Annotated in this window: 23 protein-coding genes; 5 read left to right on the forward strand and 18 right to left on the reverse strand. The window is 46.5% G+C overall.

Features of this window, described 5'->3' with window-relative positions; translation table 11 throughout:
• Position 1 precedes the first annotated feature (1 nt).
• A complete protein-coding gene (locus Q1A41_RS18125; RefSeq protein WP_299981892.1) occupies positions 2–1,771 on the reverse strand; it encodes a DUF1800 family protein in 1,770 nt (589 codons plus the stop codon).
• 306 nt (positions 1,772–2,077) lie between these two features.
• Here Q1A41_RS18125 and Q1A41_RS18130 point away from each other — a divergent pair, with 306 nt between their 5' ends.
• On the forward strand, positions 2,078–2,854 hold the full coding sequence (locus tag Q1A41_RS18130) for a hypothetical protein (protein ID WP_299981895.1): 777 nt from the start codon (positions 2,078–2,080) through the stop codon (positions 2,852–2,854).
• Positions 2,855–2,861: 7 nt separating this feature from the next.
• Here Q1A41_RS18130 and Q1A41_RS18135 read toward each other — a convergent pair whose 3' ends face one another.
• From Q1A41_RS18135 to yrfG, 14 genes are all read right to left on the reverse strand, one after another.
• On the reverse strand, positions 2,862–3,176 hold the full coding sequence (locus Q1A41_RS18135; RefSeq protein ID WP_299981897.1) for a DUF2007 domain-containing protein: 315 nt from the start codon (positions 3,174–3,176) through the stop codon (positions 2,862–2,864).
• A 171-nt stretch (positions 3,177–3,347) separates the two neighbouring features.
• On the reverse strand, positions 3,348–4,097 hold the full coding sequence (locus tag Q1A41_RS18140) for a PhnD/SsuA/transferrin family substrate-binding protein (protein WP_299981900.1): 750 nt from the start codon (positions 4,095–4,097) through the stop codon (positions 3,348–3,350).
• Entirely contained in the window at positions 4,094–4,585 is a 492-nt protein-coding gene (locus Q1A41_RS18145; protein ID WP_299769973.1) for a PAS domain-containing protein, read from the reverse strand. Before Q1A41_RS18145 ends, Q1A41_RS18140 begins: the two co-directional genes overlap by 4 nt.
• 15 nt (positions 4,586–4,600) lie before the next feature.
• On the reverse strand, positions 4,601–4,963 hold the full coding sequence (locus Q1A41_RS18150; RefSeq protein WP_299769975.1) for a roadblock/LC7 domain-containing protein: 363 nt from the start codon (positions 4,961–4,963) through the stop codon (positions 4,601–4,603).
• A 29-nt stretch (positions 4,964–4,992) separates the two neighbouring features.
• Positions 4,993–5,625 (reverse strand): hypothetical protein, encoded by a 633-nt coding sequence (locus tag Q1A41_RS18155; protein ID WP_299981903.1) that lies wholly within the window; start codon positions 5,623–5,625, stop codon positions 4,993–4,995.
• Positions 5,618–6,181 carry an ATP/GTP-binding protein gene (locus Q1A41_RS18160; protein WP_299981906.1) on the reverse strand — a complete coding sequence of 188 codons (564 nt, stop codon included), beginning with the start codon at positions 6,179–6,181 and terminating at the stop codon, positions 5,618–5,620. The genes Q1A41_RS18155 and Q1A41_RS18160 overlap by 8 nt, the downstream gene beginning before the upstream one ends.
• A 6-nt stretch (positions 6,182–6,187) precedes the next feature.
• Positions 6,188–7,459 carry a hypothetical protein gene (locus Q1A41_RS18165; protein WP_299981909.1) on the reverse strand — a complete coding sequence of 424 codons (1,272 nt, stop codon included), beginning with the start codon at positions 7,457–7,459 and terminating at the stop codon, positions 6,188–6,190.
• Between the two features lie 3 nt (positions 7,460–7,462).
• Positions 7,463–8,227, reverse strand: coding sequence for a hypothetical protein (locus Q1A41_RS18170; protein ID WP_299981912.1), 765 nt, complete (start codon positions 8,225–8,227; stop codon positions 7,463–7,465).
• 459 nt (positions 8,228–8,686) lie between these two features.
• On the reverse strand, positions 8,687–10,246 hold the full coding sequence (locus Q1A41_RS18175) for a phosphoenolpyruvate carboxykinase (RefSeq protein WP_299981914.1): 1,560 nt from the start codon (positions 10,244–10,246) through the stop codon (positions 8,687–8,689).
• 313 nt (positions 10,247–10,559) lie between these two features.
• A complete protein-coding gene (gene hslO, locus Q1A41_RS18180; RefSeq protein WP_299981917.1) occupies positions 10,560–11,459 on the reverse strand; it encodes an Hsp33 family molecular chaperone HslO in 900 nt (299 codons plus the stop codon).
• 74 nt (positions 11,460–11,533) lie between these two features.
• A complete protein-coding gene (locus tag Q1A41_RS18185; protein ID WP_299981920.1) occupies positions 11,534–11,956 on the reverse strand; it encodes a DUF4124 domain-containing protein in 423 nt (140 codons plus the stop codon).
• Between the two features lie 33 nt (positions 11,957–11,989).
• A complete protein-coding gene (locus tag Q1A41_RS18190) occupies positions 11,990–13,495 on the reverse strand; it encodes a serine protease (RefSeq protein ID WP_299981923.1) in 1,506 nt (501 codons plus the stop codon).
• Positions 13,496–13,538: 43 nt separating this feature from the next.
• Entirely contained in the window at positions 13,539–13,925 is a 387-nt protein-coding gene (locus tag Q1A41_RS18195) for a S4 domain-containing protein (RefSeq protein ID WP_299981926.1), read from the reverse strand.
• Between the two features lie 8 nt (positions 13,926–13,933).
• Positions 13,934–14,611, reverse strand: a complete 678-nt coding sequence (gene yrfG, locus Q1A41_RS18200; protein ID WP_299981929.1) for a GMP/IMP nucleotidase — start codon at positions 14,609–14,611, stop codon at positions 13,934–13,936.
• 96 nt (positions 14,612–14,707) lie between these two features.
• Between yrfG and cysQ the strand changes: the two genes are divergently transcribed.
• The 3 genes from cysQ to Q1A41_RS18215 all read left to right on the forward strand — a co-directional run bounded on the left by cysQ (position 14,708) and on the right by Q1A41_RS18215 (position 18,067).
• Complete coding sequence (gene cysQ, locus Q1A41_RS18205; protein ID WP_299981932.1) at positions 14,708–15,571, forward strand: 3'(2'),5'-bisphosphate nucleotidase CysQ; 864 nt, start codon at positions 14,708–14,710, stop codon at positions 15,569–15,571.
• 86 nt (positions 15,572–15,657) lie between these two features.
• On the forward strand, positions 15,658–17,544 hold the full coding sequence (locus tag Q1A41_RS18210; RefSeq protein WP_299981935.1) for a DUF885 domain-containing protein: 1,887 nt from the start codon (positions 15,658–15,660) through the stop codon (positions 17,542–17,544).
• Between the two features lie 223 nt (positions 17,545–17,767).
• The gene (locus Q1A41_RS18215) at positions 17,768–18,067 is read left to right on the forward strand and encodes a hypothetical protein (RefSeq protein WP_299981937.1); all 300 of its coding nucleotides are present in this window, start codon (positions 17,768–17,770) and stop codon (positions 18,065–18,067) included.
• Positions 18,068–18,149: 82 nt separating this feature from the next.
• Here Q1A41_RS18215 and Q1A41_RS18220 read toward each other — a convergent pair whose 3' ends face one another.
• The 3 genes from Q1A41_RS18220 to Q1A41_RS20420 form a co-directional block, all read right to left on the reverse strand.
• The gene (locus tag Q1A41_RS18220; protein WP_299981940.1) at positions 18,150–19,202 is read right to left on the reverse strand and encodes a DUF3137 domain-containing protein; all 1,053 of its coding nucleotides are present in this window, start codon (positions 19,200–19,202) and stop codon (positions 18,150–18,152) included.
• Positions 19,203–19,289: 87 nt separating this feature from the next.
• Complete coding sequence (locus Q1A41_RS18225; protein ID WP_299981943.1) at positions 19,290–20,012, reverse strand: CPBP family glutamic-type intramembrane protease; 723 nt, start codon at positions 20,010–20,012, stop codon at positions 19,290–19,292.
• A 194-nt stretch (positions 20,013–20,206) separates the two neighbouring features.
• Entirely contained in the window at positions 20,207–20,947 is a 741-nt protein-coding gene (locus Q1A41_RS20420; protein WP_363322469.1) for a glutathione peroxidase, read from the reverse strand.
• A gap of 290 nt (positions 20,948–21,237) precedes the next feature.
• Between Q1A41_RS20420 and Q1A41_RS18240 the strand changes: the two genes are divergently transcribed.
• Entirely contained in the window at positions 21,238–22,827 is a 1,590-nt protein-coding gene (locus Q1A41_RS18240; RefSeq protein WP_299981946.1) for a cation:proton antiporter family protein, read from the forward strand.
• Positions 22,828–22,932 lie beyond the last annotated feature (105 nt).

Below are 22,932 nucleotides of genomic sequence, written 5' to 3' on the forward strand. Positions count from 1 at the left end.
CTTACACCTCCAACACGGTGAATTCTGGTGAAATGGTCAGCATAAAGGCAATCGTCTGCACTACCCATTTGGGGTTGTTACGGTAGGCTTGGAAGGCTCTTTTAATCGCTGGCTTAATTTCTGAATCGGTTCTACCCAAGAGCAACTGACTCATATCATCAATGAGCTGATCATGATTGCGAGGGTTTCTCGCGAGCCTAATTTGCTCGCTAAAATCTAGCCTTAACTTATTAAAGGCATCTGCATTCAGAACATCGGTATTAAACTCCGGTGCATTCTGGATACCATCGCTCTCATTGATGCGTGTACTCACCGCTGGCATGTATTCGCCAAAGAACCAGTAATACATTAAATTCACATAGGCAATAGACGTGGCCGATGTGTGAATCTCAAATTCAGGGGAAACTTCGCCAATCTCTTTTAACATGCCTTGGGGCACAAAGTCGGGCTTATAGAAATTAAAAACCGTAGGCGCCGATACCGGATGCTGCTGTACGGCTTCTTGAATATCATCACCAATCAACCACATATAGCCACTGCGGTTCTGGGCATTAAAAGCACGCAAAATTTGAGTGATGCGCATTAGCGGTGACTTTAATTTTTGCGACTGTAACTTACGCCCGCCTTCTTCGCGCTGCGCAGGATACTCGGTATCATTTACAGCGTTATATAGCGGGTATCGCAACACCTCATGCACAGTGGCTGCCAAATCACCGCGTGGGCCAAACTTATCGGCAACTGCGGCAATATATTCCGCTGATGGATTGGAAGTTACCATTTGCTGAATCAGATGCTTAGCCACAAACGGAGCCGTATTTGGATGTGCCACCAAACGATCAACAACTTGGCGAACTTCTTCCTCGACAGTTTGCCCACCAGGCAGCTTAATAAAACCATCTAGCAGCTCTTTGGGCTTTCTATCGTGATGACTCTCATGGCCAACCATGGGCTCACGCATATTTACAAATGGCACCGTCTTGTAGGTGGTTTCTACGCCATCATTAAAACCCACAGGGTAGCCATTGTAGTCTTTCGACCAATAGCTTGTGGTCCACTCATGCTGATAAGTGCTGGCTGTTAAGCCAGTAAACACCCTAGCCAGCTCTCGAATATCGCGGTTGTGATAGCTAGGAATGCTTTCGCCATTTTCATTCAGCTGCAGGCTACCGTCTTGGTTCAACATAAATAAACCAATCGAAAACAGCTGCATGATTTCACGAGCATAGTTTTCATCGGGGTGAATATTCTTCGCCGGAACCGCCTTCTGATTGTTCATATGGGAGAGATACACGCCCATACATGGGTGCATCGATACCTGATATAAAAGATCGGCATAGCTACCAAAGGCATTGTCGTAAATCAGATCGTAGAAGCTCGCCATACCAATGGAGTCGAGCTCAAGTGAAGAGTTATCGGAAATAACCAAAACTTCACTTAGGGCTTGGGCAACACGCTGACGCAAAAGGTGTTTTTTCTCGCTTAGCGCGTCTTGCCACCACGCCATATGAAAATACCATTTGTAGGGCAAAGCGGGGTTATTACCCTCGCCATTGATGGCTGCCTTACCGTGGGCCTTAAGCAGCTCGCGGCGGAAGTAGCGCCAGATTTTTTTGGTACTGCGCTGAAACTTACCTTTCTTGGGGGCCTTAATACTCAACTGCCATTCCAACCAGGCCTCTGGCCCCATGCTGGCGAGCTGTTCAATCGAGGACTTATTACCCCCCAAGCTGGCCTGCATCATAAATCGGCTGGCTTGATTCACTGTGCCCATAAAGCTTACCTCACTGGCTAATTTGTGTTCTTTCTAATAACTCTTAGCCGCAAAGCTAGCTAAGAGTAGAAATTGTAGAAACACTGTAAACAGCAACGACAAGCTACACGTGTCTGGAATTACGGAAGATCAAGCAGCGGCGCTTTGATACGGACAAGCAGCAAAAGACGTTCAAAAAACATCCAACTGTGAGATATGGCTGAGATCAGCAAGGGAATGGCAGCTTTTCATAAGCAACAATAAAACCATCTGACGCCTAAATTGCTAGACTCGCAGCATCTAAAGTATATATGTATGGAGATACACATGAGTTATCGTTTTCTATTAATTGCATTAATAGGGTCCTGTCAGCTGTTTGACAGCGCCCCTGCAGTTGCTAGCGAGGAGTACTATGGCCTTAGCCTTCAATGGAAACTGGATTCAGACATAAGCTTTTTGCCAGATGCCCTAAAATTAGAGGCCGCTAGATACGAATATCGAGATATAGAATCTAGCCAGCAACTTACTGAAACGCGTCAAATCAACGGTGAACTGACAAGCAATACGGATGTAGTAATCATTAGCGAGAACGATATATCTCGGCTTGGCTTAGGCGGCGGCCTTGCTCCTGGAGACGAAGTCCTTTTCTCTTTTTATGCAGCCGGTGCCAGCGAAGAAACCACTAAAACTACTACCAGTCACTTTAGCAGCGAGCGCTTCAGCTCATATGGCCTAGCCTTTTACATCCCCCTTAACAAGCATTGGAAACAGCCCACTCTTGCATTATTCGGCGGCTACGGTGAGGTGGATATCTATGGGAAGCTCGGGCTGTCATATGACTTTCATCAACAGAGCTTTGGGATACCTGCGAGTCTAGTAGCAAAAGAGCACCTAGAGATCGAAATACAGGACCTTAAGAATTGGCAAGATAAACTATTTGTTGGATTCGGCCATAACAATAAACTAGAGGCTCTAGATACGACAACGGTACAGACCAGTAAAAGTACGCGAGCATTATGTGATGACTCAACTCATAATTACTTTATGGTGCAAGGGGTTAACAATAACAGCAAAAGCTTTAGCTTTTGTTATCCCCAACCGTAGTAGTGAGTTAAGGCGCGGCGTGGCCACACTGCCAGCACAGCTCGAAGCTGGCATCATTTTCCTCGCCGCACTCATGGCAAATCCAAGTCTGCCCATCATCGGCCGCCTGTTGGGCAAGAATAGAATCCACGATGGCTTTGGCCTTAGGGTAGTCACCGGGATTTTTAACCCAAAGCTCTGGCCAGGTTTCAAAATGCGGCACCTCACCACTACCGGCGCCAAGGTGCTCGTTTTTCATAACAGTAGGGATACCTTCAGCCTCGACAAGGTTGCGGATATTATTGAGCACAAAGCCGTTTTCTTGGGTGTGAAGTAGTTTCATTGCAATGCCCTACCATTGAAGCAGCCTAAAGCTGCGGCGAATCACATACACACAGTAACAGGCTATGCCGGCACTGCCAATCCAACCATAGCCTTAAGCCTTTCAATTAGAAGCCTTAAGCTCCTCTGATAGCGCTTCTAGCGATCGCCTTACGCGTTTTTGCTACGGGCTTTAATCACTAACCAGTGTGCTCATCAGATCGATCATAAACTCTACCTCCTCCTGATCAGGAATACGCCAGCCTTTGCTATCAAGATCATCAAGCACTCTTGGGCCATTCTCTTTCTCTGCCATATTCCTAAGCAGCTCTTGCAGAGTATCTTTGTGAGCGATTGCGCGAGGGCTTAGCAAAAAACTATGGGAGATCAATTGAATATGGCTGCGTACCAACGGGCGCAATTGACTTTGAATCAACTTACTCAGCCTGTCATAGGCATCAGCTAAGAAAAAACCCGCTTGGGATTCTTTCTTCATCAAAGACTTAGCAACTAAAGGATAAGAACCAAAGCTCTGTAACTGGCTATTCGCCGAATCGATATTGGCAGGTTCCAACATAATCATGCCAATGGTTCTAACATCAGGATCAGCTGTGGTGGCGATATTAATACCTGGGGCCAGATCTTCAATTTTTTCTACGTTGCTTTCTATCGAAGTGGCAATCACCACCTCATCAGCTTGCTGCGCGGGGCGTGCCAGCGGAATAAATCCTTTATCGCGCACAAGATTGGCGCTGTCGTAGGCGTTGGCATAGATCAGATCGACACTCTCTGCATCGATAGCACTGTGCAACTCTTCATAGCTTTCATAGACATCGAAGTGACTAGCCAGGCCAGTCTGGCGCTGCAGCCAAGTATTAAAGATATGCCAGCCAGCTAGCTTTTCTGGTGGGAAATCTGGGCTTACGGTGAGCTTTAGCTTCATGAATTCACCTCCGCTTTTTTCATTTCTACATACAAGGCCTGCGCTTCATTGACTCTATCGCGTGAGGGTTTACGACGCACAGAGGTGAAACCTTTTATTACACCGGCGCGCTTATTGGGCACCACTGTGGCATAGACCCAATAGTAGCGACCATCTTTGCGCAAGTTTTTAATATAGCCCGCCCACTTTTCACCACCTTGTACGGTGTTCCACATATCTGCAAAAGCGGCCTTGGGGATATCTGGGTGGCGTAGGATGCTATGGGGCTGACCAATTAATTCGGCTTCGCTATAGCCCGACATATCCACGAAGGAATCATTGCAATGGGTAATTACACCTTCAGTGTCAGTACTTGAAACAATTAATTTTCCATCGGGGTAAGGCACTTCTTCATCACAAAGAAAAATGCGACGTTCACTGCCATCATATAGGCGGATGCGTTGCTCAGTGCAATTGGGCGCGACATCATTTGGCTGCATATCATTCATAGCAAAGACCTCTGATTAAAGCAGTTGTGCAATGCTGTCGGCAGCACGCTTCACATCCAAGAAGATTAAGCCTAACTTTGCATGTGGCTTGGCAATAACTGTTACCACCGCCTCACTACCAGCCGCAATCATTAGAACATAGCCGTTATTACCTTTAACCAAAACCTGCTCTAAATCACCACGACCCAGTTCTTTGGCGGTACGATCACCTAGCGAAAGCATGGCAGCACTCATTGCACCTACTCGGTCTTCATCCATGTCAGCCGTTAGTTTTGAGGCCATCATCAAACCATCGGTAGAAACAATACCAGACGCTTCAATGTCAGCCGAAGTACCATTTAGATCACTTAAAATGGAATCAATCATGTCAGATCGCATAAGACATCACCTTTAAAAATTACAAAAAGTTAGGAGTAGCGAATGCTGAGCAAAGTCAGCAGTCGAACAAAATCAGGATGGTTCAAGCGCGGATGCTCACTAATACACAGTGCGAATCGCTCACTGCCGATATAAAGCGGCCAAAAGCCTAGACGGCTACTGCCCAGGCTATCCATTAGGCCCCAGCTGCTTAAATCTAAATTAAGGTTGCCGCTAATTAGGCCGTGATGGCGCTCGTGCAAATTGGCGATATCGGCACTTAAGGCCGCCAACTCGGCGGCTGTTTCATGGGCGTAGCCAGCACTGGCGATATACAAACCTTCGCTATTCGATAAAATAACTTTGCCTTCGCTACTGAGATTCGGAAGGATTTCATTTAAGGCCTGTTCTAAATTTTGAAACTCAATATCGCCGGCTTCTTCGCTACCCTCTAGCCAGCCTAACTGCTGGGCTTGATAGAGCAGATCAAAACACGATTCTGGATTATCCTGCTCGCACCACTGCAACAACTTCGCTTCATCAACTACTTCTCGCGCCGAGTTTTTCAATAGTGCTCGCAGTAAAATTCTCGAAGGATTTTCATCCGGACTTGATACTGCATAGTATGCACCGCTATTGGTCACTCTAGGATAAAGGCCTTCGTGAAGTTCAAATTCAGACATGTTGTTTACTCAACTCTGTATCTAGACTAAATAACAGCGCCTCTAGCAACATGGCGATATCCTCTTTTAGGCGTGCATCGGTTTCAAATATCGGCACTACAGGGCTCAAATCATGTTTTTTCGCCAACGCGGCATAGCGCTCATGGTATTTATTCAAGTTAGGCTCTGCGTTTTGATCTAGTTTGCTCACACCAATGACCAAACCTGTCTTGGCGATAAAGTCCCTGAACTTCGCGATAAAGAAATCTAAATCAGCCAGAGGCTGCTTTGCAGAATTGTTGATCAACAACACCAAGCCAATCCCCCCCTGCGCCAAAATATCCCACATGAAGTCGAAGCGCTCTTGGCCCGGCGTTCCGTATAGATGAATCTTCTGCCCACCATCAAGCTTGATCACACCGTAATCCATCGCCACAGTGGTACTGCTCTTAGTGCTATTGGTCATATCACTGGCGCTTTCATCAGTGCTGACATGCATGACATCACTGACAGCTTTAATAGCCGTTGTTTTACCAGCCGCTACCGGCCCGGTAATAATAATTTTATGATCGATCATATCCGTTTAAATCTGCTCACTTTTATATGACTGAGGCCGCAGGCGATCGAGTAGCTTTAGAAATATTCCACGCCCTTCCCTAGCTGGCTCAGCATTTGACTTAGGGCCGTCGAAACGGGTGATATAGCCCAGGCTTGCAGCTGCGCTATAAAAACTAAATACATAGTAGGCTGGGAGCTTATAGTTCTGAATCAGCTCTAATAGACTAATCGGTCTAGATGCCAAGATCGCAGCAATTTTACTGGCATGCGGAAACAATAAAACACGCGTTAGGTTGGGCCAGCGAGTTAGGCGTAGGTTTTGATTTAGACTCACATCATCCAGTAATCGCCCGCGAGATGCCCAGGCGGAGCTGCGCCACAGAAAATCATCTAAGGATTCTTCGATAAGATAATCAACACCTGCGACATTAGTTTGCCCCAAAGCGCTTAACTCTGTATTGGTTTCCAAAATTGGACTAGATGATATAGAGCGCAGAGTATTGTATTTAATCTTATGCCAGATCTTTCTTTTTATCGCACAAATCGTAAAAGACTCTTTGGCGATAGTAACTTTTACCGGCTGGCCTTCATCTCTGGAGCGGTCAATGGCGGTATTAATAATACCTTGAAGATAATTTTCGCTTTGATAACGGGCCTGCTCTAACTCACCTAGATCATCATTAACCTGACGAGGCAAGCTCTGGCTCTTTCTAAGTCTTAGTGCCGCTCCCGCAGTGTTTTTTGCCTCACCCACTTTTTGAAATTTGGGCGTGGGCTCTTCCGTGGATACGACAGCTGCAACAGAGCCTTTATTAACTTCTGTTTTTTTAGAAACCACACTTTCTTGCAAGTCTGCGTGAAAACGTGACTTCTTCTCTTCAGTATATTTTTGCTCTGGCTCAGTGGCCTGATTGCTTTGGCCAGTGACTTTTTCAACACCGGCCGGACTTCTAGCCTCTGCAAGCTGAACCTTACTCAAGGCCTGCAGCAGGGCATCTTTTTGAACAGGCTTTTTTATACAAAGAGCCTGCCCTGGAGCCGGCCTTTCAAAGCTTATACAAAGAACTTTTAATTCTGGCTGCGTCTCTAATAGCTCTTCGGCGTAATCAAAGCCCTCTCTACTATCAATGTCGACAATATGAATATCGGCTTTATGAAGATCAGAATCAGCGCTTGATGACAGCTCATACTGCCCAATCGTGCGCGACTGAAAAAAGTAGCGCAGGGGCTTGACCTGCCTATCCGAGCAATGATGAATGGCTATTGTTATGGGCTTGTCTATTTTTTTATCACTCATAATTTAATCCACCTTTTTCGTGGTGGCTTGTAGATTTAATTGCTGTCGCCATAGATAGGCGATGGCATCGTGCTCTGGCTGTAGAGCAATAATCTTATTGGCTAGGGACTCTATTTCTGCCTCTGCGGACAGTGCTTGCAACAATTCGATCAATTCTTTGTGCAGCTCGATATCTTTTGCGCCATTCAAGCAAGCTTGCTGTAAAACTTTTTGCGCATCTTCTAGCTCACCACATTCCATGTGACCACGATAAATCAACATCGGATCGGCTTCGCTGTTTTGCTCACGGCGCTGAATTAAAACTCTGCGGCCATAACTGGCTTTGGCAAACAATGAGTACTCGCTAAATGGCAACTTATCTATAGCAGCCACATCGTCTAGGCAGGCCGATAAAGCTAAATAATCGATGCTATCTAGCAATGGCTTGGCACGCTTTAGCATACGCTGGCGAAGCTCTAAGCCATGACGATTTAATATGATAAAAAGATCTTGCAGAGCGCCATAGCATGCCGGCTCATCACGATTTGCTATGCATAGATTGATACGCTGCACATGGCTACGTAGATTTTGCGGAGCCCGGCGCTGCTGCCTTAGGCATCGGCTTAGAAAAACAGGTGTGGTATAAGAAGGCGCCCCTCGATTTACGCTTAGATTTTTAAGCTCATGCAGACCGCTATCATTTTGCTCGGCGAGCAAAGGCAAGTTTTCTCGCTCCGCTTGCGGATCACGCTTACTGATTAATGGCGATGTGGAGTAACGCGAATTCATAGGGTTCTCTGCCACTTAAGCTAAGCAGCTTGTCACGAGAATAATCAGCTAAAGCTCAACAAAGCTTCTAAGCTCCTATAACCAGCAATAAACCGGCCCACATCCTGTTGTTTGATTTTTATCCATTCGAGCAAATTCAGCGTAGATACAGCCGTTGATCAAAATGGCCGTAGATTCTAGTTAGATTACATATCACTCTTTTTGATCAGGATCATGTTTTTAATCCTTATTGATAGGTTTTATCATCTTCGCCCAGTACTTAATAAGCAGAAATGACAAATTGTGGCTTTGTGTGCCGGGGCGGTAGAAAAGTCTTGAAGGAGGCGAAAGCGATCAAGCTGAGGCAGGAGGGCTAATTAATAGCTCGAAGAAGTCAGACCGACCCTTACTAGGCCGCAAAAACAAAAAAGCCAAGCTCCTAAAAGCTTGGCTTTTTAAACAACAAGATTTAAAGCGGGTTTAGCTAGCTTTTGGGCCAGCTGCTTCAATCTCTGCACTTACTTCAAACTTCTGAATGTTCTCAGCGAACAAACCAGCAAGCTTGCTAGCCGAAGCATCGTAAGCGTCTTTATCAGCCCAAGCTTCGCGAGGGTTCAAGTAAGACTTATCAACACCTGGAACTTCTACAGGAATTTCCATGTTCATGATGTCCATGTGCTCGGTGGCAACGCCTTCCAAAGAACCGTTCTGGATAGCGGCAACAACAGCGCGAGTCACAGGGATCGGGAAGCGAGAGCCAGTGCCATTCGCACCACCTGCACCACCAGTCCAACCAGTATTAACTAAGTACACTTTAGAATCGAAATCTTCGATGCGCTTCATTAATAGCTCAGCGTATTCGCGAGCTGGGCGAGGCATAAAAGGAGCACCAAAACAGGTAGAGAATGCTGGGTGAATACCGGCTTCTGCACCTAGCTCAGTAGAACCTACACGAGCCGTGTAACCCGATAGGAAATGGTATGCGGCAGCTTCTTTACTCAAGATAGAAACTGGAGGAATCACACCAGAAACATCACAAGTTAGGAAGATAACATTCTTTGGCTCACCAGCACGGTTTTCTTCAACACGCATTTCAACGTGCTCAAGTGGGTATGAGCAACGACCGTTTTCAGTCAAGCTGGTGTCACAGTAATCAGCAACACGCTTATCATCATGAACAACGTTTTCAACGATGGCACCGAAACGGATAGCATCCCAAATAACTGGCTCGTTTTTCTGGCTTAGATCGATGGTCTTCGCGTAGCAACCACCTTCCATATTAAATACAGCGCCTTTCGCCCAACCGTGCTCGTCATCACCAATCAAGTAACGCTCAGGGTCTGCAGATAGGGTCGTTTTACCAGTACCAGAAAGGCCGAAGAACAAACAAGTATCGCCATCTTTACCAACGTTGGCCGAGCAGTGCATTGGCATTACGTCTTTTTCAGGCAACAAGAAGTTTTGTACAGCGAACATAGACTTCTTCATTTCACCGGCGTACTTAGCGCCAGCTAAAAGAACTTTGCGCTGAGCGAAATTTACGATTACCGCAACTTCAGAGTTGGTGCCATCGCGCTCAGGATCACATGCAAAGTTGGCCGCATGTAGAATGCGCCACTCTTCTTTGCCCTTAGGGTTGTAGTTGTCGGTGCGGATGAACATATTGCGACCGAACAAATTGTGCCAAGCAGTCTCAGTAGTCACTTTAACCGCTAGGTAGTGATCTGGATCTTCAGCCACATGTAGGTGTGATACAAAAGAATCAACGCCGGCCACATGCTCTTCAACGCGATCCCATAGGGCGTCGAACTTATCAGAATCGAAAGGACGGTTTACCGCACCCCAATCGATGCTATCAGCTGTAGAAGGCTCTTCTACTGTGTAGCGGTCAGCGGGTGAACGGCCAGTACGCTCACCGGTTTCGGCAGTAAATGCGCCATTGGCAGCCAGCTTACCTTCACCGCGGGCCAAAGCCTGCTCAATCAGCTCTACTGAGCTTAGATCTGTGTAGACGGTTGGGGAATCGTCAATTTGTGTCATGGATGTGTCCTGTCAGCTATGGGCCTGCACCGCCGCACCTCAGCAAACACCGCCGAAGCACCAGAGGTATAGACATTTTTAATTAAAAATCTGTCTGCCCTGGATTACAAAAATTCAGGGTTCGGTAAATTTGGGGGCGCCATTATGCCAGAAAACCTATTGAGATTCGATCTTATCCTGGTACTTTTTTAGGTAGTATTTTTACAAGCTTTTTTAGACAACATTTTGCGCCAAAAGCCCGCCGGGCCTGCCCTTGCAGCAAGCCCTGCAATACATAGAAACCCCTAATACACGGCTCGGAGTCGAGCGTTAATTAGTGAGCCTGATTGCCCTGCTCAGCGAAGATTTTGTCGACTTGCTGAGGGCCAAATTGATACTTCTTGCCACAGAAATGGCAATCCATAGTGATTAAGTCCTGCTCACTGAGAATCTCAGCAGCTTCGGCTTGCCCGATAGAGATAATGGTACTTACACAACGCTCTTCGGAGCAGCTGCACTGGAAGCGCACCTCTAGGGGGTCAAATAAGCGGACCTCCTCTTCATTGAAGAGACGGTAGAGAATGGTGTGCTGATCCAAGCTAAGCAACTCTTCATCCTTGATGGTTTCCGCCAAAGCCGTAATGGTTTGCCAGTGTTCAGCATTGCTTTGGGCATCGGCCAATTGCTGGGGAAGCTCTTGAATCATCAAGCCTGTCGCCCGCTGCTCATCGGCCGCCAACCAAAAACGCGTACCTAGCTGCTCAGATTGGGCGAAGTAATCTTCTAAACAAGCCGCGAGATTACTCTTTGATAGGGGCACAATACCTTGATAGCGCTCACCTTTATCGGGCTGAATCAAGATGGCCAGCAAGCCATTATTGCCCAATAGCTGGGCTAGGCTGATTTCTTCCAGCGCCTCAATCGCAGCAGCATCATTTACTTGAACAGCCGCACGCAGCCCCTTTTGATAGCTGGCTTCAGCCATAATCATCGGCATCGTACCTTCGCCACGAGCCTGCAAGGTTAGCAAACCTTCAAACTTTAGGGTGCCCGAAAGCAGTGCTACAGCCGCCATAAACTCACCGAGCAAACGCAAAACGGCCTCTGGAACCGCCTCTTCAGCAGCGGCATTATTAGCGCGCACCTGCTGGTAGGCCTCTTCCAAAGTAATAATCTCACCGCGGATATCGGTATTTTCAAAGATAAAGTGCTGAATAATGTCGCTGTTAGCCATGACGCTGTAATCTCAAAATCTAGAATGCCCTATTATGGGGACTAAATTTCCAGCATCAAGGGCTACTAATCAGGCTATTTGCACAGGCGATCAACTCGCGCCTGAGCCTGGGCTTGCATCTTCTTACGATCGGCCTCGGAAGTTTTTTGACCGCCATCGCCATAGCGAAAGTAAGACCGTCCACGTACACGAGATAGATAGCGACGAGCTTGGGAGCAAGCCTGCTGGCGCTGTTTTACTTGGTTCTGCAACTGTTGCTGCTTTTTCTGTTGATCTTGTAGACGTTGCTGGCGAATAACATCAAGCGCCTGCAATTTTTCGTGGCTGCTATCGACATTAGTACTGGGCAGTTTTGCACTGATATCTTCAGCAGATTGCCCTTTCGGTTTAACATCGCTGTAGTGAGTATTACCCTCACTATCTACCCACTTGTAGAGCTGGGCATTGCTTTCAAGCGCAGCCAACGACAAACACAAGGCAACAATAATTCGAAGCATAGTTAATCCCTAAGCACAAAAACAGCAGAGCAATTATTGCTCTGCTGTTTTTGGCTCAAGATCCATTGAAAAAGCCATAGGCACCCGATAACGAGCCAAGATATCGTCCAAGCTAGCTTCAGAGTTCTGCTTATTCAAAACAATTTGATAACCATCGCTATCTGCTAGGGTTAAATACTCTTGCTGATTGCCGCGCACCTGCTCAACAAAGCTGGCAAAGTCTTTAATTGGCTGACCATTGACTGATTCGATAATCCAGTTTTTCCAATCATGAAAACCAAGATTAACATCGGCAGGCAAAACTTTAAGGGCAACGACTAGTTCGGTTTTTTCAGGTGAGCGCCACTGACCGCGAGCACTTAAGAAATCGATAGGTGCCTTGCTGTGCCAGCTACTGCCCCAGCGCTTAATCAAATTCATATTCAGCGGTACAAATACCACGCCACCGTAAATAAAGTAAGAAGGTTGCGCACCAAAGCGTTCAGCCAGCACTAAGCTATAGTTTCTTCTCGAAGGCGCGGCTTTCAATTTGACAGTTTGAGTTTTGCCATCGCGACTGATTTTAAGCTTGATGGTATCGCCAACATGGTGCTGATCTAAAGCATACTTAAAATTGGTGCGCTGATTTTTACGAAACTCGATGGAGCGATCTTCTGCTACGTCATAACCATCAATAGCCAAAATCACATCGCCAGGAAATAACTTGCCTTCAGAGACACTGCCCTCAAATACTTTAACAATCAGAGCACCATTTTGCCCTTCTGTTAGCTTATGGGCGCCGCGCAGAGCCGGGCTTTCTAGGCTCTGAGTGCGCAAACCTAGATTTACAAAACCATTATGCTCCGAATCATCAGCATCTTTTAAAATATGACGAATCACTGATGGTGGCACGAAATAGCCTAGATTTTCTGCACGGGCGCCAGTATTAGCCTGCATTACCACCCCCACAATTTTATCGCCAGCGATAACCGGGCCACCAGAGTTACCCGGGTTGATGGCCGCATCGATTTGGCCGGCCAATAGATAACCGCCAGCGTGGGCATAAAACTGATGCTCAACACGTGATAAGACACCCTGGGTAATACTTAATGTATTACCGCCAAAGGGATAACCAAAAACAGATACTGTTTCTAAAGGCTCAGGTAACTTGCCAACTTTTAATGGTGTAATGCCATCAAAAAAGCTTTCATCTTCCACCTTAAGTATCGCCAAGTCAGCCGCATGAGATACAAAATCAACACGAGCCAAATATTTTTTTGGCTGGCCATTTTTTTGCACCTGAAGATAGCTGGCATCGGCGATCACATGGGCGTTGGTTAAAATTCGCTTGCCCGCAATAACCGCACCAGAACCACTGCTTTGTTGAGAATTGAGTAGGCGCCAAGGCGTAAAATAATCAGGGGGTGTTAAAGTGCTATAAATTTTTATAACCGCGTTTTTTACCTTTTGAGAATCTTTGCTAAGAGCAGCTTGCGCATTAGCGGCAAGGCCCAGCACACAAAAAGAAACGATCACCATTAATACACGGCGAGAAAACATAAGTATCATCCAATTTACCTATTTTAATAATTCGCTTGCTACCCTAAGAATAATCTTGTTCGCGAAAGCGATGAATTTGACGGCGTTGCTTTTTCGTTGGTCGGTTTTCGGGGCTAAGATCTATACCTCGCAGGGCTTTACGCTTAGCGGCTTCTGCTTCACGCTTTGCAATGCTCTCGGCGGTCTCTTGATATAACTGCTGAGCTACTGGCGCCGGCCCTCTTTTATCTGACAAGGCCAAAACCTCTACATCTTTTTCATCCCAGCCCTTACGAATCGTTAGAATTTGCCCAACTAGAATTTCTTTGCTGGCTTTAACCCGCTGCCCATCCGCGTGGATCTTGCCACCGTCGATCGCAGTTTTAGCTAAGCTTCGGGTTTTAAAAAATCGTGCCGCCCAAAGCCATTTATCTACTCGTACTTTTTCCAAAATATCCTCTACAGCTTTGGCATAATTTCATCGAAGTGATCGATAGCTGGATAGGCATCAATACGACGCTCTTGTTGGCTATCGGGCTGATGAATACACAGCAAGTGTTTTATGCCATAGGTCGCCGCCGACTCTAGGATACTCACAGTATCGTCAATAAATAGAGTGCGTTTGGGGTCAAATTGTTCCTGCTCTTGCAAACAATGCCAAAAGGCCTGCTGCTCTTTTGGCTGGCGATACTCATGGGATGAGATCACCACATCCAACCATTGATCAATGGCGGTAATATCCAATTTGAGCGATAAACTCTGTGGGTGCGCATTGGTAATCAACACCAGCTTTTTATTTAAAGCACGCAAACGCTGCAAAAATTCAATGGCATAAGGGCGCATGGCAATACGCTCTTGCACCTCTTCTTTTAGGGCGCGAATATCAAGATCTAGCGCCTCTGACCAATGCTCTAAGCAGTACCATTCCAGCTTGCCACGGTAGGTTTCAAACATACCGTGTAGCTTTTCTTGGGCGGCCTCCATAGTTACACCATGGGTGTCCACATAGCGTCGCGGCAAATGCTGCAGCCAGAAATAATTATCGAAATGCAGATCTAACAAGGTACCATCCATATCCAATAGCACGGTATCGATCTGCTCCCAGTCCACTTGGGCTTGGGGTGAATTAGACGTCATAATTTGTTTTACTCAATATCACAGCGGCAAGGCGCCAGCAGGAATAAGAATCCCTGGGCGCAAGGCGGCTAAGATTAACACAAAATAAGGAAGGCCATGAGCTCCCTCCCCCCCAGTTTGCAGCGAGCAGATCTAAATCAACGACTAGTCGATATCGGCCTCGAAGCCGGCCAAGCGATTTTGGAAATTTACTACCAACAGGGCGAAATTGAGATAAACCACAAAGGTGATGATTCTCCTGTTACCCAAGCTGACCTAGCTGCCCATAAAGTAATTTGTGCCGCTTTGGCTGAATTTAGCCCCGAAATACCGGTTTTATCGGAAGAATCGTCCATGCCCAGCTTTACCGAGCGACAATCCTGGGAATATTACTGGCTAATTGACCCTTTGGACGGCACCAAGGAATTTATCAACAGAAATGACGAATTCACGGTTAATATCGCCCTAATCTATGAAAATAAGCCTATTTTCGGCCTAGTTCACAGCCCAGTTTTAAAACTAAGCTATATCGGCAACCTGCTAGAAGATCGCAGCGAGGCCATTAAATACAGCAACGATGGCAGCACAATTACCGAACAAACGACCATAAGCACTAAAGCGCAGGCCTTGCAGCAGGACTTAATTATCGTGGGTAGCCGCCGACACGGAGCCGCTGAAATTGATGCATTAATAGGCCAATTGGAAAACAGCTTTAGCCAATGCCATTTAGAACCCATGGGTAGCTCTTTAAAACTGTGCTTGATCGCCGAGGGCAAAGCCCAGTTATACCCGCGCCTAGCACCTACCTGCGAGTGGGATACAGCAGCGGCCCACGCTGTAGTTTCAGCAGCAGGCGGCAAGGTACTTAACCCAGAATTTAGCGATTTGCGCTACAACCATAAAGAATCCCTGTTGAACCCAAACTTTTATGTGGTTGGGGATCCAAGCTTGGATTGGGCCGAGTTATTAGATCCTAGTTAGCCTACAAGAATACCGCCGTAATTGAGCCTCATCGAGGCTCGTCCGTTAATTTACTACAAAACACACAAACCACAGCGAGTAGAAGCATGAAACGCACCCCTATCGCCCTAGCCCTAACAGCCGCTATTGCCCTTAGCGCCTGCGGCAACAAAGAAGAAGCCAAAGCCCCATCATCCGCGCCTGCTGCCGCAACAGTAGAACAAGCAGCCGCTGAAGTCGCAGCCCCCAAAGGCCTAGGCAGCCAGCTGAATGAAGCCACTACGGCATTGTTTAAAGCTCGTCCACAGTTTGCGACACAAGTCGGTCTAGACGAAAAGACGGCTGGTGGTGCTTACTTAAGCCGCATGGAAGACTACTCTTTGGAATCTGAAAGTGCGCTTCGCTCTACCATGGCCGCTGCCGCCAAAGCCATTAGCGAATTGAATGTTGCCAATGAAGGCCTAAACCTAGACAACCAGCGTGTTGGTGCAAACCTTTTAAACTACTTCGCTGGCGTTGAAGGCTTCGAGCAAGGTTATATTGATACTTGGATGGGCCACACTCCATTTATCGTTAATCAGATTAATGGCCCCTTAATTGATGGCCCTGCCACTTTGCAAAACGCGCAGCAAATAAAAAGCAAAGAAGATGCTGAACTTTATTTGCAACGCCTAGTAGCCTTTGAAGCCTACATCGACAACATCAACAAAAAACTAATCAGCGATTCTGAAACTGATTGGGTAATGCCAAAAGCTTTGGTTAAAAGTACGCTAAATTTTGTAGACGGCTATAGCGCAATTCCTGCGGCTGAGCACACCTTGGTAACCAGCCTAAAGAGCAAGCTAGATAAAATTGAAGGCTTTGCTGATGAAGACAAACAGGCCGTACTTGCACAGGCCGCCGCCAATGTAGAAAAACACGTTTACCCAGGCTATCGCAAAGTTGCGGAAACTCTACGCAAATATGAAAGCAAAGCGCGTGATGCCTCAGGTATCTGGGCACAACCAAATGGCGATAAATTTTATCTAGCGATGGTGCAGCGTTTAGGCGATACCAGCATGACTCCAGCCGAAGTACATGAAGTTGGCTTGGCGGAAGTCGCTCGCATTACCGCAGAGATGGATGAAATTTTAAAGGCGCAGGGTTATAGCGAAGGTTCTGTTGGTGAGCGCATGATTGGCCTAACCGATGAAGCGCGCTTCCTTTATGAAGATTCCGATGCAGGTCGCCAGGAATTATTGAACGACCTTAATGGCATGATCGAGCACATTAACAAACGCATGCCCGAGCAGTTTGCCACCAAGCCTCCTTATGAGGTAGAAGTTCGCCGCATTCCAGAAGCCGTTGAAGACGGTGAAGCTGGCGGCCGTTACACGGCACCAACTTTAGACGGCAGCGTTCCAGGAATTTACTGGATCAATTTACGCGACATGAAAGCGGTACCTAAGTTTGATCTTCGCACCCTAACTTATCATGAAGCCAACCCAGGCCATCACTGGCAGATTGCATTGAACTTGGCACAAGACAGCTTGCCGCTATTGCGCCGTGTTGCCGCCTACAATGCCTATTCTGAAGGTTGGGCTTTGTACTCCGAGCGTGTAGTTTGGGAAATGGGTGAATATAAAGATGATCCATTTGGTGATCTTGGTCGCTTAAAAGCAGAGATCTTCCGCGCCGTTCGTTTGGTAGTTGATACCGGCATGCACTTTAAAAAGTGGAGCCGTGAAGAAGCTATCGAATATATGATGGCCAATACCGGCATGGGCGAAACCGAAACCACCGCAGAAATTGAGCGCTACATGGCATGGCCAGGTCAGGCTCTTGGTTACAAGCTTGGTATGTTGAAGTTCCTAGAGTTACGTGAGATGGCTCAGGCAGAGTTAGGCGAGAAATTCGACATTAAAGAATTTCACGATGTAGCTTTGCTAAGTGGCGCAATGCCAATGCAGGTTGTTGAGATGAAAGTTAAAGATTGGGTCGCTTCTAAGAAGTAAGCAGCTAAAGGTTGGAAAGGGGTCAGAACCTATGGGTTCTGACCCCAGGTGCCTGCACAATCTTGAATTAATTTGCCTCACTCTAGCGAAGCCCTTTCGCCCCCCTTAAAGCCAGTCGATTTTATTTATTATCTCGGCTCCGATATAGGGGTCAGAACCCACGGGTTCTGACCCCGCTTTCTTTTTGCTATTCTAGAAATGCTAGTCAAACAAGGACGGAGTCATGGGTGAAAAATCATATTTAAAAGCCTATTTAGACCTTGGCGAAAACGGCAAGAAATCATATTATTTCTACCTGCTAAAGACCTGGGCTTGGCATTTTTTAATCTTCTTGGGCTTTGTGGTTTTAGTAAAAACTATAGAGTCTGGATTAGATTCGAACTTCCAAATAAACATAAGCTTAATAGCCGGCATATTTATAGGATCTGCCACACGGGCCAGCATAAGCGCTGAAAGACTGTGTCACCTACTGCCTTTTGTCGATAGAGAGGCGATAAAAGAAAAAGTTAAGCAAACTCCTTAACCCTGACTATTTTGAAAAGTAAGCGGCTAAAGGTTGGAAAGGGGTCAGAACCTATGGGTTCTGACCCCGGTTAGCATTCTGTTTATATTGGCCAAACTTCGAGCGCTAGGGATTCAAATTCATTCATCATCTGAATTTCTTGCAGCAGCTCTGTTAACAATTTCTGCTGATCCAAAGGCTCATTGAGAGCGGGAGCCGACAGAAAGTTTTGCGGGCGGTGGAGTAGTAGCAAAGCGTAATTTTCGTAAAAACTAAATTCTGGTGCAGCTACATCAAGCTTATCTATAAAATCGGCCAGCTTTGCTTGGAACGCTGTACTAATTGTACTTTCAAGATAAGTCTTATCTTCACAGTAAAAATCATACTTCTTTGCCAGCCTGGGCTCATCTAACTTATAGCCAAAAGATTTATCCATCGGCTTTTTCTGAAGCAAAGACAGAAGCTTACCCCAATTGGCTTGCATCACGATGCGTTTGGAAATCCTATTTGGCATAGTTAAACGGCTAATGACGCCCTTAAACACTGGGCTTTCTTTAACGCCATTCTTGTCCCGACGGTATTCTTTGAATTCACACTCTACCAGCTCGCAATACACATCATCATGCCAACGATGCAAGTAATCCTCTTGGCGAGTTAAGCTATCGACATGATCTGGAATGATCCCACTCGACTTCAGCTCAGTAACAGGGATATAGCCATTACGCATATATTCATAGTTTGGAAGGCGGGCTAAAAGCGCTGGTAAGAACTGCTGATCAAAATACTTTCTATAGGGCAAGCTTGCAGAAACCATCCAACAGCCGCCCAACACAAATGCTATAAACATCAAGCTTATAGCACCCAAACCGATAAAGGGAAGGCCTAGAAGAAGCAAAGGTAGCGCAACAAGCAATATGCGCTTGCGCAGCACATACTGCTTACGACAGATCTCCCGCTGAGCTTTCAGCTCCTGCAATTCTTGTTGCGAGGCATCTAGCAGAGACTGAAGATCCGCCTGAGAGATATCGAAATGCAAACTGGGTCTTTTCTTACGGAATACCCCATGAACAATGACATCAGCAAGAACATCGATAAAACTATTTAATCGCCAAGCGTGCTCGGCCTTAGATTTATTATCCTGATAGGGAGACTGCACCACATACACCTAACTCTATAGAAGGTGCAGACTCTATCAACTAATTTACCGAAGTCAAAGAACTGTCACAAAAAGCTGTAAACAGCCTCATACACTTCCAGTTAGAAACTTCTTTTTGCAATAACTATGTAAGGCAATCAATAAAGCCAGCATTATGGCGGCCAACTTAATCCTCTCATCGCTGGGCAAATCGATTATCGGTGCCATCATTCCAATGTTTCCTACGCTATGAAAAGCAGCCATCATCAACCAAGATTGGCTTTCAGAAACAAGATAAGCAAAAAGAACAGCAATAGCTAAAAGTAAAGCTAAGCCTTGCATTTGCTTAATTAACTCAAACTCACCTTGCAAAAACCAAAGATGCCATAGCCACCAAACAATTCCCGTAATCAATCCACGTAGAAATATAGGATTCGACGCTAACGCATCATGAACAAAACCACGCCAACCAATTTCTTCACCAAGCGCATAAAATAAGAAACATAGGGCAACTATCGCCCCCATTAGATTCGCTTGAACACCTAGTTCATTGGGGTAACCCGCAAAGGCCAGGACCGCTACCGGAATCACAGCAGCCAAAATAGCTGCCCATTTAGGCCAGCAGCCAAATAGAGAACTAAGACCTCTAAGTTCTGGCCATAATCGCCATGAGATAAAGGCGGCAATCGCTGGTCCACTCGCAACAAGTAAGACCACCAGTAAGAGTTTTTCAAGAAACGAAAAATCTGGGCCAATGAATTCACGCCCCCAAAAGGAAATACCCGTTGCGATAAGAAGATAACACAGCAGTCCCGCTGCCACTCTGGCCATAAACTTACTCTCTTGTCGAAAATCTGAACGGCTTAGTGTAGTGAGCAAAGCGTTAAATATCTACAAATAGAGTCACAAGTGAACAGAGGGAAATACTTTTGCGTAAGAATTAAAAAAGGTCAGATCCCCATATCAAAACAGGAGGGCAAGCCCTCCTGTTTTGATATGGGGATCTGACCCCGCAGCAATTGTGTTTAAGAGAAGAATTTAACCAAATCGTCATTGCCACCAATGTGCTTACCACCGATAAACACTTGCGGTACGGTGTCACGACCGGTGATGGCACGCACCGCGACGGTACTGGCATCTTTACCTAGCACGATTTCTTCGTAGTTGTAGCCGCGCTCATTCAACAAAGCTTTAGCCGCTACACAATGCGGGCAGCCAGGCTTAGTGAAAACCGTACTGGATTCCGGCAACTGATAATCTGGGGACAAGTACTGCAACATGGTGTCAGCATCAGAAACCTTAAACGGGTCGCCTGGCTCTTGGGGCTCGATAAATTGCTTTTCTACCACGCCGTCTTTAACCAGCATGCTGTAACGCCAAGAGCGATCACCAAAACCTAACTCTTGCTTGCCAACCAACATACCCATACCACGAGTAAAGTCACCGTTGCCATCTGGAATGACAGTAATATTTTCGGCTTCCTGATCAGCCTTCCAAGCATTCATCACAAAGGTATCGTTTACCGACATACAAATGATGTCGTCCACACCCAGCTTATTAAATACTGCGGCCAACTCGTTGTAACGCGGCAAATGCGTAGATGAACAAGTCGGCGTGAAGGCGCCTGGCAAGCTGAACACAATTACTGTTTTACCCGCGAATAACTCATCGCTGTTGATTTGCTTCCAAGCATCACCTTCTCGCACAGGAAAGGTAACCGATGGAACACGTTGACCTTCATGGCTGTTCAATTGAACTTCACTCATAGCTTTATCCTCACAATTTAATACGGCTAGCACCCTGTTGATGCCCCTCAAAACTTGAAACCAGTATAGGACAACAGATATCGATAGATAAAATTAACAATAAAAATCATACTGATAGCTAGTCACTATCATGTGAATATTTAAGCGACAGAGAACGCAATCAAAAGTGTCAGTCCCTATTGGCGCCACGCAAGTTATTCCTAAAACATCTATAAAACAGAGACTTATCTCTAAAATACGCTAAACTACAGTCAGGCCAGATCAACTATTGTCATTTAAGCGAGACCTAAATGCTGGATCCAATCATCATCATTATTGCGCTCTTCGCTGGCCTGAGCTTTAAGCGAATAGGCTTCCCGCCTATGCTGGGCTATCTGCTAGCGGGCTTTATGATCCATGGCTTTGGCTTGGATACTGACTCTGGCACGGTGATTGACACCATGGCCAACGCTGGCGTGACGCTACTGCTGTTCACCATTGGCCTTAAACTCAATATTAAAGACCTTATCGCACCGCAGATTTGGGCCGTCGCCTCTAGCCATATGCTGATCACTACAGTGAGCTTTGGTGCGCTGTTTATGATGCTTGCGCCCTGGATTAGCAAGCTAAGCGGCCTAGATAGCACTGCCATTTGGACAGTGGCCTTTGCGCTATCTTTTTCCAGTACCGTATTCGCCGTTAAAGTGTTTGAGCAACACGGTGAAACCTCCTCGATTCACGCCACCGTTGCTATCGGTATTTTGATTATTCAGGATTTAGCGGCGGTGTTTTTCCTAGCCTTAAGCACAGGAAAATCTCCCGACTGGACAGCACTGTTTTTATTCCTCTTAATTCCTGCTCGCCCATTCTTACACCGCCTATTATCCGGCAGTGGCCACGGCGAGCTATTGGTTTTATTTGGTATCGGTATCGCCTTTGGCGGCGCCAAGCTATTTGAGCTTTGCAACGTTAAAGGTGATTTAGGCGCCCTAATATTTGGCGTCTTGCTCGCTGGCGGCATCAAATCCAACGAGCTTTCCAAGGCCTTAATGAGCTTTAAAGATATTTTCTTGGTGGGTTTCTTCTTAAGCATTGGCCTCAATGGTTTGCCGAATTTCGAAATGTTAGTCTTCGCGGCCGGACTTGCCCTTGTCAGCATATTTAAGCCGCTGCTTTATTATTGGCTCATGACCATCACTCACCTTAGAGCTCGTACCTCGTTTCTATCGTCGATGGCCCTGTTCAATTACAGCGAGTTCGGCTTAATCGTCGCCGCTTTGGCAGCAAGTAATGGTGTTTTGCCACAGGAGTGGGTGGTGACACTCGCTATCGCGGTTGCGCTATCTTTCTTTATCGCCGCACCTATTAACGACAGGGCTCATGCCATATACAACCGCCATCGTCATCTTTTTGCGCGCTACGAGCTGAAAAAACGGCTTCCCCAAGAGCGCGACCATGACTTAGATCACACCGAGGTTTTGGTGCTGGGCATGGGGCGTGTGGGCGTTGGTGCTTATCGTTATTTACGCCAAGCTTATCCGGGCAAAGTCGTAGGTGTTGAAGAAGCTGATAAAAAGTCCGAGCGCCAGTTACGGGAAGGCTATCGAGTAGTCCGCGCCGATGCCAGTGACCAAGACTTTTGGCAGCAAGTAGATTTAGCAAAGATCCGCATAATTCTTGTTAGCCTCGCCAACCATGGCGAGAATATCGAAGTTGTTCAACTTATTAAACGCCTGGGCTACAACGGCCAAATTGCCGTCATCGCTCGTTTCCCGGATGAGATCGGCCAGCTGAAACGCATGGGCTGTGTTACCTACAACCTTTACTACGAAGGCGGCCATGGTTTTGCTGAGCACGTCGTGGAAACTCTGGAAATGATTGAAGACGGACATTCTAGATAGCCCCTCCTCTAAAGGAGCCCCCATAGGGCAGCCGCTTACGGCAAGCATTACTGGAACACAAGCCACTTACGAGTTGGAGTGCTGGACATAACTTCCCTAAATCGA

The organism is uncultured Pseudoteredinibacter sp. (assembly GCF_947502065.1).
GTDB lineage: Bacteria > Pseudomonadota > Gammaproteobacteria > Pseudomonadales > Cellvibrionaceae > Pseudoteredinibacter.